We start from the raw sequence: 19,908 nt of genomic DNA, 5'->3' as shown, positions 1-19,908 counted from the left end.
CGGTTCTACTTCAGCACAGCTGTCTTTGGTGTGTGATCGCTTGGGCCACCCGGTGTTTCGGGTTGCTCGCCGATCCAGTCAAGCAGGGCGCGCAGGCCGTCCTCGAGTGCCCATTGGGGGCGCCAGTCGAGTCCGTTCGTTGCCGGCTCGATGTCGCACTGGGCGGCGCGTACGTCGCCGTCGCGGAATTTTCCCACGATCTTCGGTTCGGGGGCATCGCAGAGGGTGGCGATCTTTTTAGCCAGCTCATGGATGGTGGTTGGGGTACCCGAGCCGATGTCGAGGCAGCGTGGTCCGGTCGCAGGCTTTTCAATCGCGGCGAACAGCGCCTCGACGACGTCGTCGATGTAGACGAAGTCGCGCACGATGTGTCCGTCTTCGTAGACCTCCAGCGGGCACTGCTGGCGCGCCAGTCGCGCGAAAAGGGCGACGATTCCGGTGTAGGAATTCGTCAGTGACTGGCCCGGTCCGTAGACGTTCTGCAGCCGCAGCACGCTGAGGTTGTTGTCGTGGGCGGCTGTCCAGGCGGCCAAGAGGTGTTCTTGGGCGAGTTTGGTTGCGGCGTAAATGTTGGTGGGCCGCGGCTCCGTTCGTTCCGCGCAGCTCGGCAGCGGCACCGCAGGTTCGTCCGTAGGTCCTTGCGGATCCCAGATGCCGGACACGAGCTGAGTGTGGCTGCGGGGCTGCGGGTAGAAGATCTGGGAGCCGCATCGCCAAGCGCCTTCCCCGTAGACGGCGCGCGAGGACGCCACGACGAGCTGGTCGGGCACGTGTGCCGAGCGACTCAAGGCATCGAGGAGTTGGGTGGTGCCAACTACGTTCACCAAACCATGGCGGGTCGCCTCCGAAAGCGACTGGGCCGTTCCGGTCTCGGCCGCCAAGTGGACGACTTGGGAGGGTCGGCACAACCGCAGCACGGCGTCCCAGTCTGTTTTGCGTCTGACTTCGCGATAGAGATCGGTGTGTCGATCAGACGACATCCGACGGGTTCTCCGAGCTCTCTTGGAGGATCTGATCATGTCCGAAGCAAACTCTGGTGGCGACCGCTCGCACCGTCGCCCGAAGCGGTTCTTGAGCCCGTCGCAGAAGTACGAGATATGGCTGCAGCTGGTACGCCAGGAGGTGACGATCGCCGAGGCCGCCGCCAACCATCAGGTGGATCGCACGACGATCATGCGCGTCCGCACGATCGCCAAGGAAGGTGCGCTGGCCGCGCTGGCGGCAGCCAAGCCAGGCGCGGCGGCCCGCCAACGCGACTACGAACTCGATGCCGCCAAGGCCGAGAACGCGCGGCTGTCCGAGGCACTCAAGGAGATGGCCGTGCGGCTGACGTTGGTCGAGGGAAAAGGGCGCTGGGGCTAAGTGGCCGAGTCCCACACCGTGTCGACGTGGCCACCAAGACGGCGCTGTTGGGCTTGCTCGACCAGGCGGTCGATGAAGGTTGGACACTGCGCCAGGCATGCCATGCGTTGGAGCTCGGCGAGCTGCGGGCACATCGCTGGATCGCTCGCCGAGCGATCGGCCAGCTGGTCGACAAGATCCCTGGTGGGTCGCCCATGCATGGGCTGCTCGACGAAGAAGTCAGCGAGATCTTGGCGTTGTTCGACCAGTGGGGCGAGACCGACCGCTCGCACCGCAAGCTTGCTCACCGCGGCTCTTATCTGGGCCGGGTATGGGTGTCACCGTCGAGTGTTCGTCGGGTCCTGTTCTTGGCGGACAAGCACTTTCGACCACTTCCCAAGCCTGGACGTTCTCAACGCAAGCCCTTCCCGGATTGGGTGGACTACAAGCCGAACTCGATCTGGATTTACGATACGACGCACTTCACCAGGGCGGGGATGGCAGTGTTGATCATTCAGGATTTGGTCTCGCGCAAGTGGATCACCGAGGTCGTCTCCGCTGAGGAAACCTCCACCCAGGTCGAGATCGGGTTCACCGACGCGCTCGACATCGAGGGACTCCTGCAGGCCGTTGAGCGACGCGCCGACGGCCTGGTCGATATCGGCATCGACGACCAGGCCCGGCCGATCCTGCTCGCGGTGTCCGATAACGGTCCCCAGATGACGTCGGGCTCGACGCGGGAGTTCATGGCCATGTCTGCGATCGCCCAGCACTTCGGACGCCCCGGAACGCCGACCGATCAAGCCTGGATCGAGAGTTTCAACGGGCACCTCAAGGCCGAGTTCCCGCACCTGCTCGCGATCGAGGACCCCGCCACCCTGCGCGCCGAACTTGCCGTCACCCGCCAATTCTGGAACGGAGTCCGGTTGCACGCCGGCATCGGCTATGTCACGCCCAACGACGAACACGAAGGACGAGGGGAGGCCATCCGCAAAGCACGCCAAGCCGGGCTCGAATCCGCCCGCAACCGCCGACTTGCCTGGCACCGCCAGCAAAGGCACACTCAACCCATACAGGATCCCGACGATGTTGTCTGATCAAACGCGAATGTCTATCGCAAAGTCAGAAACACCTCAAGTCGGGAGCGTGGGTGACGTCGCCGGTGCACAGCCGCACCGATGGTGGCAGGTCGATCGTGGCGCGTTGGCCGTGTACCTGCGGGTGCAAGACGTCCATCACCGCGACGTCGTAGCCGGCGTCGACGAGGCGGCGCGAAAGCGCGGACCCGATGAACCCTGCTCCGCCAGTGATGAGCACCGATTTCGACAAAATCCGATCCCTCTCGTTGCGCAGCAAAGGAAATACGTGACCGGCACGCGTTGTTCGAGGTGGGTTCCGCATCAACCCGGGGCGAGAGTGCGGTTCACCAGGGCGCCGACGACCGGGGCCAATAGCCGGCTGTATTCGAAAGTTACGTGGTCCTGATCACGGTAAACCAAGGCGTTGCCGACGATGACCGGGCAGCGTTCGGCGGTGCAGAACAACTCGGTGAGGTCAGCGTATTGTCCACCGCCGGTTTGGGTGGCGGCGGACTCGGCCGCTATGCCGGGTTGGTTAACCGCCTTCGACCGGGGCGGCGAGCAGGCGCTCGCGTCGTCGAGGTGCAGGGACAGGCATAGGGGCACCACCGACTGCGGATCCGGCATCGGCCCGAGCACCAGCACCTGGGCGCCCGTCTCGCGCAGCTCTTGCACTTGACGGGTCAGGCTGGCGATCCACGCCGGATCGTAGGACGTGAAACCGGACGCCCAACCATAGCGGGCGCCGTATCGGCGCATCATGCTGAGCACGATCAGGCGCGGGTGCTCGGCCCGTAACCGGGCGGCGATGTGATCGCGCCACTGCTCGCACTCGGTGTACCCCCGGCCAAAGAGGGGGATGGCGATGGGCAGATCCATCATTGGGCAGTAGGCCTTGGCCAGGGTCTCGAGCCGCCAATGCCGCTGCCCGGCGATCTTTTCGAATGCCGGCTCCCACATCGCGGCATTCGAATCGCCGACCAGGGCCACCGTGGTCGACGAGGCGGTATCGCCCGTCGCGCACTGGGGATGATCGATCAGGAGGAGATCGCGCAAGCAGTCTTTGGAGCCGCCGAGCGGTGTTTTCGTCGCGTCGGTAAGCGGCGGGTTCAGGTTCGAGGGGACGGCTTTGAGATCGGCCGAAGCCGCGACCGCAGCCTGCACCTGAGCGAACGCGTTCTTTACCGCCGCGTCATACGCGTCCTTGTCTGAGCCCGCGAGCGGAGGCGTCGCAGTGACGGTCAACGTGGGCGCTGCCGGGCCACGGCCGACAGGGCTGGGTACCACTGCAAGCAGCGCCACGCCCATACAGACCGCTACCGCGGTGGCGGCACCGCCAAGTACCAGGCTGCGGCCAGCCGACCGGCGCACGGGAGCGGCGAAGCGCAGCGGGTTCTCGATGAAACGCAGGGTGAGCATGGCCAGCCCGAGAGAAAACAAAATCGCCACAATTGCCAGCCAGAGCGGGTGCCTCGGCCATCCCGCCGCAGGCATCGCCACCAGCAGGACCGGCCAGTGCCACAGGTACCACGAGTAGGACACCCGGCCGATCGCGCGCATGGGCCGCACAGCCAGGACGCGTCCGATTCCCTGGACCGGGGCTGCGCAGCCCGCGCCGATCACCAGCGCCGCGCCCAGGACGGGCAACAGCGCCGCGGTACCCGGATACGGTGTGGCCCGCCCCAATTGGGTGCAGGCCAGCAGGATTACCCCTAGCCCGGCCGACCCCGCGATGGTGGCGGGCAGAGCCGGGAGTCGGCGCCACTGGCCGGCGGTGAGGGCCACCAGGCCGCCGACCGCCAGCTCCCAGGCGCGGGTTGGCAGCGAAAAGAACGCCACGGGAGGCGCCAGGCGGGTGAGCGCCAGCGACATTGCGAAGGACACGGCCGCGACCAGCGAAAGGACCGCCAGATACGGGGCTGGCGATGAGCCGGCATGGGTTCGGGTACGCCGCCGAACAAGCCGGATCAGCCAGGCCGTACCAAGGATCAAGGCGGGCCACACCAGGTAGAACTGCTCCTCGACGCCCAAGGACCAGTAGTGCTGGAACGGCGACGGCGGTAGGTTGGTGGCGAGGTAGTCGACGCCTTGGAGCATGAACCGGTAGTTGCTTACATACAACGCGCTGGCGATGCCGTCTTTGATGATGCTCCGGGACAGCAACGCGGGTACCAGAACAGCCGCGCCGAGCATGATGACCACGCCGACTGCGGCGGAGGCCGGCAGCAGTCGGCGGGCCCGCGCTCCGTAGAAGCGGGCCAGCCGGACGGTGCCGCTGGTGTTTGCCTCGCGCCAGAGCAGTCCGGTGATCAGGAAGCCTGAGATGACGAAGAAGACGTCGACGCCGACAAATCCACCGCCCACCCCGGGTATGTCGGCGTGAAACAGCACAACGGCCAACACCGCGACGGCGCGCAGCCCCTCGATGTCGGGGCGAAATCCCTTTTTTTCCGGCGGTCGACTCTGTACTGCGTCGGTAGTGCTAACGCTGTCGGCCGGATGCAAGGTCACCTACCTGGGAATAGGAAGAGTCGAGGCATTATCACACACCTGTCCAACAGACCAAGTCGATTCCACCACTCTCAACCGTCGGCGAGCGCGCGGTCGGCCAGCGCCCCCATAGCCGGGGCCAACGCTTGGGCGTATTCGAGTGTCATGTGATTGCCGTCGAAGTACACAAGGGTGTTGTCGACGATGACCGGGCAGCGATCGGCAGTGCAGAACAGCTGGCTGAGGTCGGCGTAGCGTCCGCCGGCGGCTTGCGTGGCGGCGGACTCGGCGGCGATGCCGGATCCGTTGACCGCCGCCGACCTTGGCGAAGAGCAGGCGGTCGAAGCTGCTGCACCAGTCGTGCCAGGCCGTCGTTCCACACCGGGTCGTAGGAGGTGAAGCCCGGCGTGTAGGTGTGCCCGAAGCCGTACCCGCGGTACATACTCACCACCACCAGCCGCGGGTGTTCAGCCTCTAGGACGGCGCTGATGTAGTGACCTCCAGCAGGGCGGGGATTTCGCGGTATCGGGGTCTCGACGGCTGGGAGGGGCTTGCGCTGGCTGATATTAATGGGATCGTAGGTGGCCTGGTGGCCTGGTGGCCTGGTGGTCCCGATCAGGCGATGGCCCAGCCCCCGGCCGCTGAATGCAGGCCCAGGCTGGCCAATCGGGCGAGGTTGATCGCGCCGGCTCGGGCGAGGATGTCGGTCAGGATGCGTTGTTGTCCGCGGCAGCGAGCCTTGCGACCACCCCAGGGGCGCCGGGTGAAGTGACTGATCTTGCGTTCCACAACCGGCCGATACGTTCGGTAATCGGTCTGCCAGGCCGGGTCGCGTTGGCGGGCCTTGGCCAGCTGTAGGGCGGCCTCATGGGCATGGATGGTGATCACCCGTCCACGGCGGGCTTTGGTGCATTGCGCCCGCAGCGGACACGACCCACACAATGCCCCGAAGCGAGCGACCTGCTGACGCCGCCCGGTGCTGATGGCCACAGTGTGCTCGGCCGGGCAGGTGACGGTGCCCGCAGTCAGGTCGATACCGAACTGGTCTTTGGAATAGCCGTTGGCGTTGCGCACCGGGGGCACTTTGGCGCGCATGTCATGGCCACGTTGGGTCTGCTCATCGAGGGTGGCCCCATCAGCGTAAGCCGAATCGCCATACACCTCAAAGACATTGGGCTCCGACTCGTTTCGCACATGCTCACCGTGATCGGTGATCGTTTCATCGGCATCGGCATCGGCATCGGCATCGGCATCGGCATCGGTGGCGGCATCGGTGGCGGCGGAATCGGGTGCAGCACTCGTGGTGTCGGTGACCGGGTTGCCCAGCAGCTCGTCGATGACCTCACGGTCGGCGGCGTTGGCCGCGGTGACGGCCACCGCGGTGATCAGCTCGTCATCGGGATCGATACCCAAATGGGACTTGTAGCCATCGAAGGTCCGCGCCCGCGACTTATGCCCATGGCGGGCCTCGGTATCAACGGTGGAGATCAGCCGATCCCGGGCCACCCGCCTCGCGATGCGAAACACCCCGTCGTCGCCGGCCTCGACGTCCTGGCCGGCCACCAGCGCCAGCAACTCGACCGCCTCACCGAGTGCCCCGTCAAGCTGGCGGCCATCGCAGGCCTCCAGTGCTGCCTTGGCGTCGCGCACCAGCGCATCGACCAAGGCTTCACGCGCCGTGGGATCGTCCCAGTCACACGGTGGTTTTCCCAGGCTGGCGTAGTCATCGTCGCGGGTCAGCACGGTGCGCACCGCACCGGCCACCTCCGGATCGGCCCGATCGGCCACCGCCAGTAGTTTGCGGATCGCGGCCCGCAGCTGGATCACCGTGTCCTGGGTGGCCACCGCATCCAACAGCGGAGTGGAATCGAGCACCCGGCGCCGTCCCCGCAACAACCCCGCCGCCCGCGCCGTGGTGTTGACGTCCTCGAACAACCGCCGTGGCCGATCCGATGCGCGTAGCCGGTTGCGCATCCCGACCAGCACCGTGGGATGAAACGCCTCCGCATCCACGGTCAACCCGGCGGCCGCTTTCCAGCGCAGGTCAAAGGCCAGCCGGTCGCAGGCCTCCCGATCCGAAAGCCCCTCGTAGGCCTGCAGCAGCATCACCGCGGCCATCACCCGCGCCGGCACCGTTGGCCGACCCAACGCCGAACGCTTGAACACATCAGCGAAATAATCGTCGTCGAACAGTGCACCGCCGTGGTCGGCCAGCAGCCGATAGATGCTGCCCGCCGGCAGCTGATCGCCGACAAGCAGCATCACGTCATCGAACCGGCCCTGCCGATTTTCCCGTCCCAAAGCCACGCATCTGATCCTCGCCGCCCATCCATGCGAAACCCGCTCAGCCACGCCGAAAGTCAGCGACTAAAACAGCACCGTCCTAGGCGGGCGAGGATCTGGGCGCGCCATTGCTGACATAACGCGTCGGACACCGCGCGACGTATGGTATCGGCGATCGGCAAGCCCATCGGCGTGCAGGCGCCCTTTCCCAGAGTCTCCAGCCGCCAGTGCCGCCGCATGGCGATGTGCTGGAACGCCGGGGCCCACATCGTGGCATGCGAGTCGCCGAGCAGGGCCACCGTCGTCGTCGAGGCGGTATCGCCCGTGGCGCACTCAGGTTGACCCGCTTCGAAAAGATTGCGCAGGCACCCATTCTGGAATACGGCCTTATATTCGGCCGCCGTACCGGCGAGCGGAGGGTCCAGGTTCGACGGGACGGCCTTGAGCTCAGCCGATGCGTTGACCGCGGCCTGCACCTGCGCGAACGCCAGATGCACCGCCGCGTCGTGCGTCGATGCTGGAACCTGCGGGGGGCGGCGTTGCATCGATGGACAGCGCCGCAGCCGCTGGGCCGTGCCCCACCGGTACGGGAATCGATGCCAGCAGCGCCACGCCCACGGCGACCGCCATCGCAGTCGCGGCGCCACCGAGCGCGAGGCTGGCCAGGGCGGAGTGGCGGATTGGGGCGGCGAACCGCAGCGGGTTTTCGACGAAGCGCAGGGTAAGCACCGCCAGCCCACTGGAGACGAGGACCGTCGCCAACCTGCCGGCCAGCCCAAGGGGGTGGCCCAGCAACGGCGCTACCAGCACCAGCACCGGCCAGTGCCACAGATACCACGAATAGGACGCCCGGCCGATCGCCCGCATCGGTCGCACTGCCAGCGCGCGGCCGCAATTCTGCGACGGTGTGGCACAGCCGGCGCCGATCACCAGCGCCGCGCCCAGCACGGGCAACAGCGCGGTGACACCCGGATCGCCAGCGAAAGCAGGAACGACACGGCCGCGACCAGCGCCAGGACCACCAGATACGGGCGTTTCGAGGAGGTCGCCTCGGCTCTGGTGCGCCGCCGTGCAAGCCGGATGAGCCAGGCCGTAGCAATGATCATGGCCGGCCACACCAGACAGAACTGCTCCTCGACGCCCAACGACCAGTAGTGCTGGAACGGCGAGCCCGTTCTGGACGCGGCGAAGTAGTCGACTTGTTGCGCGATGAACCAGTAGTTGCCGACATACAGCGCGCTGGCGATGCCGTCGTCGAGGACCAACGGGGCCTGCAGTGGGGGCAGCAGCGCAACCGAGGCGATCATCGTGATCACGCCGACCGTGGCAGATGCCGGCGACCGGACCGACGCGCCGGATCTCACCGCCAGCCGACGCCAGACCGCGGGGAGTGTAAACGCCGCCGCTCCGCGGCGGGCTCGGCTTCGGCGTCGAGGCAATCACCGGGTTGTCAGGCCAAGCAAAGAACCCTTCCGGTCGACATCGCCGGCGATCAGGGACAGATCCCCACCCACATCGGGTCGTTGACCAGCTGCGAGCAGCGGGACAACAGACCCCGCACCGATTGTTCGGTGTTGACTGCAGCGGGGATCGGGGACAGCGCGAAGAAGACGATCGCCACCGCGAACCAGACCCGGGTGCGTCCGGTGGCCGAGCGGGCCGATTCGGGTTCACGGCTCACATAGAGCAGATAAACCACGCCCACATCGAAGGAGACCGCGATCCACCATCGGGTCCAATCGGCCGACGTTGCGTAAACCGGCAGCAGTAGCAGTGCCGCCAGCGTCACCGAGGAAAGCCATCCGCGTACGGCCTGGCGAAATCGCCCGAAGGGGACGCCGGAAATACCCCTGATCACAACCATTGTCAGCGCGAGGACGAAAACCCCAGCCATTGTCGACATGATCAACGGGCCCCCACCGATTTGGTCAGGTCCGATGAGGGGAGTTTTTCTCGTCGTGACGGTGATGAAGCGACAGGTCCAGTCGTGATAGTCCACGTAGGCGTGTTCCCCGCTCGGTGCCGGGCCGGGGGCCCAGCGAACGGCTCTGTGCGGCAAGCGGCCACAATGCGACGACACGTCTTGCCGTCGCAGCAACGCGACCGCCAGCGCGACGGCCAAGCCCGGGCCCACCGCGAGAACCCCGCTCAGACGCCGCATCCTGGTGGAACCGTGCGCCAGAACCACGATCGCCAGGACCGCGCCGAGTGCCTGCAGAAACGGAACGGCCTCGTGGATAAGCGTCAGCATCGCCGTCGTCATGCCGTAGATCCCGCTCGCAACCGGCAGTGATCGGTCACTCTTCGTCGAAGCGAGCACCACCGCGAACACTGCCAGCGCGGCCTCGCCGAGAAGGTCGGGGGTCGGCAACATCACGGCGTGCACGAAGCCCAACGGCAGCACGGCGGTGAGCAGGGCCAACATCAACCGACGTTCGGAGTGGCCGAATCGCACGGCGACCGTCCACGCCACCGCCGCGAGGCCGACTCCGAAAAGCGCCGGCATGAGCCAGCGCAAAATCAACAGGCCCGTGAAGTACCGGTCCGCCGGAAAGAGGTCCAGAATCTCGCCGCCGAGTCCCCGCCTGACAAACCCTTGGCTGTAATCGACCGCATAGTAAGGGAAAAATTGCAGATTCGGTTCGTAAACGCATGCGAACGCAACCCACGACGCCATGGAGAGCAGCACCAGCAGTCCGACGAGCGCGTAAACGAATTTGGCCCGGGTGCTTGGCCCATTCGATTGCAAAGCCCTTGGCGGCTCGTCGGTTTCGGCTGGGTCCGCAGTGGCGGTTCCCGCCGGCGCCGAGAGGGGGTCTAGCCGCTCCGCCTCAGGGCTCACGGTGGGGGGATTCTCGCGGGCAACGGGTCACGAAAGGTCGCATGCTGGGCACCCTACGCCTGACCGGCGCCCGACTAGGCCAGCCGCACAAAAATCGTCGGCTAGCAATCGATTTCGGCAACAAGGTCGAACTCGGCGAAAGTGCTCGAGACCATCTCCCGCAGCTCATCTTGGGTGTTTGGCCGGCCGAGAACGTATGCGGAGATCCTGAAGAAGATCTTCCCGCGGCTCCGCCCCGAACCCACGAACAGCTGCCCCCCGATGTGCTCGAGCGTGCTCTTCTTGATATCGGGCTCGACGGACCTCATGTACGCATAGTCGGCGTCGGTGCCGTCGGGCCGGTTCACCGCCGCGGGCAGGTCACCGACATTGGAGACGGTGACCGGATGGCTGGCACCACCGGCCGCGAGCCCCGCCAGCCTCCTGTTCAGCCGCTTCGGCACCAACGGTGCCAGCGGGAACGTCGACAAATACTCCTCATCGGGGTTCTTCATCGCCGCGAGGATCGCCTGTGTGATCTTTGCGTGCATATCCCCGAGATCCGACACCGCGTGCGTCGGGTCGACTACCACGTCGACCACCGTGAGCGCATTGCCGCGGGTATCGTCTTCGGCCCGAAGCGTCACCGGAAACCGCAGGGTGACCGTTCCGTCGTCGTGAACGCGCCCCGCCCGCACCGCGAGTCTGCACGCAACCGCTGCCACCAGTGAATTGCTGCTTGCGCCAAGGCCTTTCGCGCGAGCATCCCATTTCGTCAAGTCCACGTATGCGGTCACGGCGGGCACCTCCACCACGTGATCGCTGTCGGTGGTCCTGGGGGCAGGTGGTGGTGCCGCCTTGACCGACGAGGTGAAATGTTTGCGGTCGGACCAGATTTTTTCCGCCGCGGAGGCGAAGGCCTTCGCTATGCCGGGCAGTTCCTGGACGGTTTGCCGCAAGTCCTCACGCACGGCCTGCCTGCGGGTGCGCGATCCCCCGGGCGGGTAGCCGAAGTCGCGCATCCTGCCCTCGGCGGCATCGGCGATCGCCTGGCCGAGCCCGATCCCGTCGACGAGCGTATGGGAAACCACCAGAGTTACCGCGGCCCCGCCGTCGTCGAGCGGCAGCATCCCCAGATGCCAGCCGGGTCCCCACTCGGGGTCGATGGGTAGGCGCGCCCGCTCGTCGAGCCAGGCGTTCACCTCGGCGCGCGGCCGCGCCGTCGCGGCGACATCGAGGTCGGCCGTCGCCGTAGCCCTGACCCAGCGATCGCGCGCGAACGGTAACGGAGACCGCTCGATTTTGCGTCCGAGCAACCCGCATCCCAGATTGCGGTGGAAACGCCGTAGCGCATCGACGTCGACGGCGTGGTCATAGAGCCACGTGAACTGGGTCAGTGTGTCGTGAACCGCTCGCATCGCAAGAAACATCGCCTGATCCACGTATGCGAGCCGGTTGTCCACCGGCTCATCGTCGTGCGTGGCGACTTGAGCCGCGGGGGCCGATGGCGCGGCGGTGTCGATGAGCAGGTCGGCCAGGTGGGCGGCGAGCGCGGCCGGCGTGGGGTGGTCGAGGACCAGGGTCGCCGGCAGGGCCAGGCCGGTGTGTTGGTTGATGGTGTTGCGCAATTCCAGGGCGGTCAGTGAGTCGATGCCCAAGTCTTTGAACGGACGGTCGGAATCGAGGGCCGCCGGATCCGGGTGGGACAACACGGCGGCGGTGGTGGCGGTGACCATCGCGGTGAGAGCCTGCAGTTGCTGTTCGGGGGTCTGAGCGGCCAGCTGAGCCTGCAGACTGCGGGCACTGGCGACGCTGGCGCGGGGGCGGCCGGTGGTCAGCGTCGACAGGATCGCGGGCAGCGCGTTGTTGCGCGCTTGGCGGGTCAACGCGGCGATGTTGAAGGGGCTGGCCAGCAGGTTGGGGCGCTGACTGGCGATCGCGGCGTCGAACAGCGCCAGGCCGTGCTCGTTGGTGATGGGGGTCAGACCGGTGCGGGCCAGGCGGGTCAGGTCGGCGGTGGACAGGTGGGCGGTCATGCCGCTGGGGGTTTGCCAGTAACCCCAGGCCAGGCTGGTGGCCACGAGCCGGGTGTGGTTGCGCTGGCGGGCCAGCGCGTCCAGGTAGGCGTTGGCGGCCGCGTAGTTGCCCTGCCCGGGGCTGCCCAATATGCCCGCGGCCGAGGAGAACAGGACGAAGGCCGCCAGGTCGCGGTCGGCGGTGAGGCGATGCAGATGCCAGGCGGCATCGACCTTGGCGGCCAGGACCGCGTCGATCTGATCGGCGGTCATGTCGGCCACCGCGGCGTCTTCCAGCACCCCGGCGGCGTGCAGCACGGCGGTCAACGGATGCTGAGCGGGAATGTTGTCCAGCACTCTAGCCAACTCGGTGGCGTTGGCGGTGTCACAGGCGGTGATGGTGGCCTGGGCGCCGAGCCCGGCCAGGCGCTGCTGAAGTTCCGCGGCGCCGGAAGCGGCCGGGCCGCTACGAGACACCAGCAGCAGATGCTTGACGCCGTGGTGGGTGACGAGGTGTTCGGCGAAGAGCGCGCCCAGCATCCCGGTACCCCCGGTGATCAGCACCGTGCCCTCGGGATCCAGCACCGGGGGCGGAAGCAGGACGATCTTTCCGATATGGATCCCCTGGCTCATGTCGCGGAAGGCCTGGGGGGCAGTCAGCAGGCCGTAGCTGGTGGTGGGCAGCGGCTTGAGGGCGCCGGAGGCGAACATCTCGGCGAGCGCCGCCCACGCCGGCTGCAGCTCTTGCGCGGTGGCGCTGGCCAAGTCGTAGACCTGGTAGTCGACTCCGGGATGGGCGGCGGCGACCTCGGCGGCAGCACGGAGGTCCGTTTTGCCGATCTCGACGAAGCTGCCCCCGCGCGGCAGCAGTTTCAGCGAGGCATCGATGAACTCTCCGGCCAGGCTGTTGAGCACGACGTCCATGCCCCGGCCGCCGGTGGCGGCGCGGAAGGCGTCGAGGAAATCCAGGGTGCGCGAGGAAGCGATGTGGTCGGGGTCCAACCCCAGTCCGGTGAGCACGTGATGCTTGCTCGGATGGGCGGTGGCGAAGACCTCGGCACCCAGGTGGTGCGCGATCTGGATGGCGGCCTGTCCGACGCCGCCGGACCCGGCGTGGATGAGCACCCGCTGGCCCGCCGACAGCCCGGCGATCTCGACCAGGGAGATGTAGGCGGTCAAAAACGCCACCGGCGCCGACGCCGCTTGGGTGAACGACCACCCGTCCGGGACCGGCACCAGCAGGCGCTCGTCGGCGATCGCGGTGGGCGCGAACGCGTTGGTGGTGAACGAGCCCATCACCGCGTCGCCGGGACGGAATGAACTGCCGGGCGCGGCTTCGAGGACGATCCCGGCCGCCTCGCTGCCCATGTTCTCGTCGGCGATGGCGCCCAACGCGACGACCACATCGTGGAAGTTCAGCCCCGCCGCCCGGATCTGGACGCGGACCTGACCGGGGGCCAGCGCGTCGGGAGTCGTCGCGGCCAGGGTCAGGTTGCTCAAGTCACCCCTGCCGGTGCTGGACAACTGCCAGTGGGGGGAATCCGGTGGAGTCAGGATCAAGGGGCGGGCCACGCGGGGGATGTGGGCCACGCCGTGACGCAGGGCCAGTTGCGGCTCGCCGGCCGGTCGGGTCGCGGCGATGGTGAGCAGGTTGTCCTGGCTGGCCGCGGTGTTGTCGGTGTCGAGCAGGACGATGCGGTCGGGGTGCTCGTTTTGGGCGGTGTGGATCAGCGCCCAGGCCGCGGCATGGGCCAGGCCGGGGGCACCGTCAAAAGCGTTGATGCTGACCGCGTTTCGGGTGACGACCAGCAGGCGGGCGGGGGCGGTGTCGGGCCGGGCCAGCCAGCTTTGCAGCTGGGCCAGCACGTCGCGGGTCAGGTCGTGCACCTGCTGCGGCGGATCAGCCGTGTCCTCGGTGTCGGGCAGGAACCAGATCACCAACTCCGGGCAGGGGGCCACCGCGGCCAGGTCGGTGTGGATCGGCCCGTTTTGCAGGCCGGCGGGAAGTCGATCGGGTGCGCCGGTGACAACCGCCCACTCGGGGACGGGGGCGGCCGCCGTTGAGGTGTCGTCGAGCAGAGGTGGCCAGCTCAGTTGGAACACGCTGTCCCGGAGTCCGGCGACAGCTAGCGGCCCCGTGATGTCGGGCAGTTCCCGCAGGGTGATCGTTGCGATGGTGATCACCGGGGCGCCGGCGGGGTCGGTGGCGCACAGCTCCCAGGTGTCGTCGGCGGTGCGGCTCAGCCGGAGGTGCAGCTGAGTGGCCGCGGTGGCATGCAGGGTGATGCCGCTGAACGCGTAGGGCAGCCGCAACGACGCCGAGTCTGCCTCGCCGGTGCGGTCCAACACCGATGCCATCGCGTGCAGGGCGGCGTCCATCAGCGCGGGGTGGATTCCGTAGCCGGCGACATCGGTGCCGGCGGGCAGGGCCACCTCGGCGTAGACGGTCTCGGGTTGGGCGGGGTCGGTGCCGATACCCCGCAGCGACCGGAAGGGGCCGCTGTAGCGGTAGCCGCGCTGGGCCAGCCGTTCGTAGAAGTCGTCCTGGTCGACGGCCTCGACGGCCGGCGTCGGCATGAGCAGGGCGGTGGCGGGCGGGTGGGAGCTCAGCGCGCCGCTGGCGTGCAACGTCCACACCCCGGACTGGCCGCCGGTGCGCGAGTGGACGCTGAACGTCCGCTGCCCGGTGTCCGCGGCCGAATGCACGGCGATCTGCAGATCGGTGGGCGCATCGTCGGAGAGCCTCAAGGGGGCGTGCAGAACGAGTTCGTCGATGACGGGGGAGCCGGTGTACTCACCGGCCTGTAGCACCAAGTCGATGAACCCGGTCGCGGGAAACAGCACGGTGTCCTTGACTTGGTGGCCGCGCAGCCAGCCCTGCGTGGCCGTCGACAACCGGCCGGTCAACACGGCCTGGTCCTGGTCGGCAAGATCGATCACCGCAGCCAGCAGGGGATGCTCCGCCGGGTCCTGGCCCAGCCCGGACGCGTCGCCGGCCGGGGCGGGGTTCAGCCAGTAGCGGCGGTGCTCGAAGGGGTAGGTGGGCAGGTCGATGGTGCGGGCGTAGGGATACAGGGCCGACCAGGCGGGGCTGTGGCCGTGGTTGTGCAGGTGGGCCAGGGCGGTGGCCAGGTTGTCCTGGTCGGGATGGTCGCGGTGCAACGTGGTGATCACCGCGGACTGGGTCCGCCTCGTTTCCTGGGCCAGGGTGTCGGTGATGGCCGGGGCCAACACGGGGTGCGGGGACAGCTCCACGAACGTGTGCTCGCCGACCGCCAGCCTCTCGGCCACCCGGTCGTGGAACCGGACCGGCTCGCGCAAGTTGCGATACCAGTAGTCGGCGTCCATGGTGGTGGTGTCGAGGGGTTCAGCCGAAAGTGCTTCTCCCACTGTGGAATACAGCGGGATGCTGGCCGGCATCGGCGTCAGGTCGGCCAGCTCGGTCAGCAGGCGCTCCCGCAGTGGTGCGACCTGGGCCGAGTGCGAGGCGTAGTCGACGGCGATGGGCCGGATGTGGAGGCCGTCACGCTCGCAGGTCGCGGTGAACTGCTCCAGCGCGTCGGGGGTGCCGCTGATGATGGTGTGCGAGGGGCCGTTGATCGTGGCGATACTCAACGCCGCACCCCAGGGACGCAGGAGTGGCTCCAGCCGATCGGCGCTGAGCAGGACCGATGCCATGGCGCCGGTACCGCCCAGGGCGCTGAGTGCTCGACTGCGCAGCGCCACCACCTTGGCGGCCTCGGGCAGGGAGAGCACCCCGGCGATGTAGGCCGCGGCGATCTCTCCCTGGGAGTGGCCGATCACGGCGTCGGGAACGATGCCGTAGTGCCGCAACACCTCGGCCAGCGACACCATCATGGTGAACAGCACCGGCTGGACCACGTCGACGCGCTCCAGCGCCGGGGCGCCCGGGTCCTGGCACAGGACCTCGCGTACCGACCAGCCGGTGAACGGGCGCAACGCGTTGTCGCAGTCATCGACGGTGTCGGCGAAGACGCGGTGGTGTTCGTAGAGTTCGCGGCCCATGCCGGGGTATTGGCCGCCCTGGCCGGGCAGCACGAACACGATCTTGCCGCGCAGGTGGGCCAGGTAATGGTGACCGACCAGCTGTGGATGGGCTTGGCCGGCCCGCAGCGCGTCCAGGGCATCCAGAAGCTCTTTGCGCGGATCGGCGCTGCCGGCCGGCGCGCTGATCACCGCCCGGTACGGGTGATGGCTCCGCGTGGTGGCCAGGCTGTAGGCCACATCGGCCGGATCCAGATCGGGACGCTCTCCAAGGTGGTGGTGCAGCCGGTCGGCCTGCGCGCACAACGCCGCGGGGGTGCGCGCCGAGACCGGCCACAGCAACAGCCCGAACTCGGCACCGGCTTCGCCGCCCGGGGCCTCGGCGTCGGCCCCTTCGCCCGGCGGGGCGGGGGCCTGTTGCAGGATCAGGTGCGCATTCGTGCCGCTGATCCCGAACGAGGACACCGCCGCGGTGCGGGGGTGTTCGGTGGCGGGCCAGGGCACCGGCTCGGTCAGCAGCCGGACGGTGCCGGCCGACCAGTCGATGTGCGGGCTGGGGCTGCTGACGTTGAGGGTCGGCGGCAGGCTGTCGTGGTTGAGGGCCTCGACCATTTTGATGATGCCGGCGGCCCCGGCGGCGGCCTGGGTGTGGCCGATGTTGGATTTGATCGATCCCAGCCACAGCGGATGTTGTGGTTTACGCGCGGCGCCGTAGGTGGCGATCAGGGCGCCGGCCTCGATCGGGTCACCCAGCGTGGTGCCGGTGCCGTGGGCCTCGACCACATCCACCTCATCGAGGTTGATGCCCGCGTTGGCCACGGCCTGGGTGATGACGCGTTGTTGGGCGGGCCCGTTGGGGGCGGTCAAACCGTTGGAGGCGCCGTCCTGGTTGATCGCCGAGCCGGCGATGAGCGCCAGCACCGGGTGGTCGTTGCGCCGGGCGTCGCTGAGCCGTTCCAGCACCAGCACCGCGGCCCCTTCGCCCCAGCCGGTGCCATCGGCATTGGCGGAGAACGCTTTACACCGCCCGTCGGCGGCCAGCCCCCGTTGGCGGGCGAACTCGGTGAAGATCGTCGGGGTGGTCATCACCGTGACGCCGCCGGCGAGCGCCAGGCTGGACTCGCCGTTGAGCAGGGACTGGCACGCCCAATGCGCGGCCACCAGCGAGGACGAGCATGCCGTGTCGACGGTGACGGCGGGGCCCTGCAAGCCCAGCGCATAGGCGACACGACCCGACACCACACTGGTGGACGAACCGGTCAGGCCGTATCCTTCCGCGCCATCGGACCCGCCGGCGCCGTAGGTCTGTGACCACGCCCCGGCGAACACCCCGGTCGCCGAGCCCACCAGGCTGGCCGGATCGATCCGGGCGGTCTCCAACGCTTCCCAGCACACCTCCAACAGCAACCGCTGCTGGGGATCCATGCTTTGGGCCTCGCGCGCCGAGATCCCGAAGAAGTCGGCGTCGAAGCCGGCCACGTCCGTGACGAAACCGCCGGCACGCGTGTAGGTCTTGCCGACCGCGTCGGGGTCGGGGTCGAACAGGTTCGCCAGATCCCAGCCGCGGTCGGCCGGAAAATCCCCGACCGCGTCGGTGCCGCCGGCCACCAGATCCCACAGCGCCGCAGCCGAATCCACCCGGCCGGGGAACCGGCACGCCATCCCCACCACGGCGATTGGCTCGTCGACCCGCACCTGCGCGCCCGCCGCTGCGGCGGCGGAGGCCGGCCCGGCCATCAGCCGGCCCAGGTAGGTGGCCAACTCGTCCGGCGTCGGGTAGTCGAAGGCCAGGGTGAGCGGCAATTCCAGCTCGGTGACGGTCTTGAGCCGGTCCAGCAACTCGGTGGCCTTGATCGAGTCGAACCCCAGCTCCTGGAACGTGAGCCCGGGATCGATGTGGTCCGGGCTGGCATGGCCCAACACCGTTGCCGCCTGCGAGCACACCTCCGCTACCAGCAGGTCGTGTTGCTGCCCGTGGAGTGTGCGGAGTCGTTGGGCCAATCCCGCGTCGGCCCCGGCGTCCGCGCCCGTGTCGTCGACCACGGGCCGCTCGAGCGCGCGGAGCCCCTCGTCTATGCGGGTGAACGCGCCACGCGGGTACAGCTGCGCGCAGTCCCGTCGCCTGACCTTGCCGCTTGTGGTCAGGGGAATCGAACCGGGTTGGACCAGAACAAGATCCGCCACAGCCAGACCGTGCGATCTCGATATCGCCGCGGTGATCTCGCGCCTGACGGTGGTCAACCTTTGCGCCGCAGCCTCTTCGGGCTCGTCTCGCTGCTTGACCTCGACGATGGCGACCAGGTGCTCGACACCGTCATCGTCGGGAGCCGCGATGGCAACGCAGCGGCCGTGGGTGATTTCCTGGATCGTCGCCTCGATGTCGTCCGGAGCGTGGTTACGCCCGTAGACGATCAGGATGTCCTTGATGCGGCCCTTGATGAAAAGCTCTCCCTCGGAGACAAAGCCCAAATCCCCGGTTCGCAGCCACGGCCCTTCGGGTGTGCCGGCCGACGGGCCGACAAGCGTTGCGCCGAAGGTGCGTTCGGTCTCTTCGGGTTTCTGCCAATAGCCTTCGGCGACGTTGTCGCCATGCACCCAGATCTCACCGACGGTTCCGGCCGGACACTCGATGCGGGTTTCGGGGTCGACGATGCGCACCAGTGGCGACTGCGGCATGCCGTAGCTGATCAGCGGCATGCCTTCGCCGCTCGCGCACCGCTTCGCATGGCCGGCGGACAGTTCCTCGGATTCGAAATACACGATTTCTGGTGGGTGCCCCGACTCGCGGGTCGCCACGAAGACCACTGTTTCGGCGAGTCCATACGAGGGCCGTAACGCCTCGGGGCGAAGGTTGAAGCGGGCGAACCGCTCGGCGAAGCGCCGCATCGTCACCGGTTGCACGCGTTCGGCACCGTTGAGGATGTGGCGCACGTCGCCGAGGTCGAGCCCGGCCAGGTCGCCGTCCGACGTCTTCAGGGCGGCCAATTCGAAAGAGACGTTGGGCCCTGACGTGAAAGCGCCGGTGTTGCTTGCCAGCAACTGCATCCATCGCGCCGGTCGCTGCAGGAACGACATCGGGCTCGTAACCACCGCGTGCAGTCCGCCCAGAACCGGGAGGACGATTCCCACGATCAAACCCATGTCGTGGAAGAACGGCAGCCACGTCACGATGGTGGTGTCCGGCGGAGGGGGCCCGCCGTAGTAGGCGGAAATGATCTGCTCGTAATTGGCCTGGACGTTCTTGTGCGAGACCACGACTCCGGCGGGCGTGCGCGTCGACCCGGAGGTGTATTGCAGATACGCGATGTCGTGCAGGCTTTCGGGCTCGGCGAGGGGACCGCAGTCGGCGTCCAGGTTCAGCAAATCAAGCTCGACGACTGACGGCCGGGATCCGGCGGGCTGCGCCGCGACGTAGTCGGCGATGCTTCCTGCGACAGCGGACGTCGTGAGAATGGCCGAAGGTGACGCGTCGGCGAGGACGGCACTCACCCGTTCATCGCTGGCACCACCCAGCGGAACCGACAGCGGAACCGCGATCTGCCCGGCCTCCAATGCGCCGAGAAACCCGACGACGTACTCCAGTCCCTGCGGCGCCGATATCACGACGCGGTCGCCGGTTGACCCGTGGGCCTTGAGCTGCTGTGCGACGTTCAGGGTTCGCCGGTACAGCTGCGACCACGTCAGGCTTTGCTCGAAGCCCTCCCAGTCCTGCTCGTAATCAACGAACGTGGCTGCCGTCTCGTCGGGTCGGAGACTGGCGTGCCTTCGCAGTACCGCCGGAAGGGAACGCTCAATCACAACGGCAGGCCAGCAGGAAAGAGGACAGCGACCGCCACGGCGACAGCGGGCAAGCCTTCGATGTCGGGCCAAACCC

General features: G+C 67.7%; 10 protein-coding genes and 2 pseudogenes. 2 read left to right on the top strand and 10 right to left on the bottom strand.

What is annotated here, in order from left to right; genetic code table 11:
- Positions 1 to 5: 5 nt before the first annotated feature.
- On the bottom strand, positions 6 to 980 hold the full coding sequence (locus AB8998_RS17285) for an NAD-dependent epimerase/dehydratase family protein (protein WP_369738985.1): 975 nt from the start codon (positions 978 to 980) through the stop codon (positions 6 to 8).
- Between the two features lie 37 nt (positions 981 to 1,017).
- On the opposite strand from AB8998_RS17285, the gene AB8998_RS17280 reads away from it, so the two are divergent.
- Positions 1,018 to 1,362: a helix-turn-helix domain-containing protein gene (locus tag AB8998_RS17280; protein ID WP_369738130.1), complete on the top strand. Its 345-nt coding sequence runs from the start codon at positions 1,018 to 1,020 to the stop codon at positions 1,360 to 1,362.
- A gap of 26 nt (positions 1,363 to 1,388) precedes the next feature.
- Positions 1,389 to 2,438 carry a transposase gene (locus tag AB8998_RS17275; protein ID WP_369738131.1) on the top strand — a complete coding sequence of 350 codons (1,050 nt, stop codon included), beginning with the start codon at positions 1,389 to 1,391 and terminating at the stop codon, positions 2,436 to 2,438.
- 40 nt (positions 2,439 to 2,478) lie between these two features.
- Here AB8998_RS17275 and AB8998_RS17270 read toward each other — a convergent pair.
- The 9 genes and pseudogenes from AB8998_RS17270 to AB8998_RS17230 form a co-directional block, all read right to left on the bottom strand.
- A pseudogene (locus tag AB8998_RS17270) lies at positions 2,479 to 2,658 on the bottom strand (NAD-dependent epimerase/dehydratase family protein); the annotation flags it as partial.
- 83 nt (positions 2,659 to 2,741) lie between these two features.
- Positions 2,742 to 4,931, bottom strand: coding sequence for an acyltransferase family protein (locus tag AB8998_RS17265; RefSeq protein WP_369738984.1), 2,190 nt, complete (start codon positions 4,929 to 4,931; stop codon positions 2,742 to 2,744).
- 71 nt (positions 4,932 to 5,002) lie between these two features.
- Positions 5,003 to 5,400: pseudogene (locus AB8998_RS17260) on the bottom strand (SGNH hydrolase domain-containing protein); the annotation flags it as partial.
- Positions 5,401 to 5,525: 125 nt separating this feature from the next.
- Positions 5,526 to 7,217, bottom strand: coding sequence for a transposase (locus AB8998_RS17255; protein ID WP_369738982.1), 1,692 nt, complete (start codon positions 7,215 to 7,217; stop codon positions 5,526 to 5,528).
- 53 nt (positions 7,218 to 7,270) lie between these two features.
- Positions 7,271 to 7,669: an SGNH hydrolase domain-containing protein gene (locus AB8998_RS17250; protein ID WP_369738981.1), complete on the bottom strand. Its 399-nt coding sequence runs from the start codon at positions 7,667 to 7,669 to the stop codon at positions 7,271 to 7,273.
- A complete protein-coding gene (locus AB8998_RS17245) occupies positions 7,641 to 8,147 on the bottom strand; it encodes an acyltransferase family protein (protein ID WP_369738979.1) in 507 nt (168 codons plus the stop codon). The genes AB8998_RS17250 and AB8998_RS17245 overlap by 29 nt, the downstream gene beginning before the upstream one ends.
- Positions 8,120 to 8,500 (bottom strand): hypothetical protein, encoded by a 381-nt coding sequence (locus tag AB8998_RS17240; protein WP_369738978.1) that lies wholly within the window; start codon positions 8,498 to 8,500, stop codon positions 8,120 to 8,122. Before AB8998_RS17240 ends, AB8998_RS17245 begins: the two co-directional genes overlap by 28 nt.
- 185 nt (positions 8,501 to 8,685) lie before the next feature.
- The gene (locus tag AB8998_RS17235; protein ID WP_369738977.1) at positions 8,686 to 9,882 is read right to left on the bottom strand and encodes a hypothetical protein; all 1,197 of its coding nucleotides are present in this window, start codon (positions 9,880 to 9,882) and stop codon (positions 8,686 to 8,688) included.
- Between the two features lie 254 nt (positions 9,883 to 10,136).
- Positions 10,137 to 19,832, bottom strand: a complete 9,696-nt coding sequence (locus AB8998_RS17230; RefSeq protein WP_369738976.1) for a fatty-acid--AMP ligase — start codon at positions 19,830 to 19,832, stop codon at positions 10,137 to 10,139.
- Positions 19,833 to 19,908: the final 76 nt, after the last annotated feature.

It is taken from the genome of Mycobacterium sp. HUMS_12744610 (assembly GCF_041206865.1).
Classification (GTDB): domain Bacteria; phylum Actinomycetota; class Actinomycetes; order Mycobacteriales; family Mycobacteriaceae; genus Mycobacterium; species Mycobacterium servetii.
Note: the sequence above shows the minus strand (reverse complement) of the source record. Positions and strands in the feature narration are given on the sequence as shown.

Bases quoted from the DNA above. Each gene is read 5' to 3' on its own strand.
- AB8998_RS17285 (WP_369738985.1), bottom strand. From the start codon at position 980: ATGTCGTCTGATCGACACACCGATCTCTATCGCGAAGTCAGACGCAAA.
- AB8998_RS17280 (WP_369738130.1), top strand. From the start codon at position 1,018: ATGTCCGAAGCAAACTCTGGTGGCGACCGCTCGCACCGTCGCCCGAAG.
- AB8998_RS17240 (WP_369738978.1), bottom strand. From the start codon at position 8,500: ATGATCGCCTCGGTTGCGCTGCTGCCCCCACTGCAGGCCCCGTTGGTC.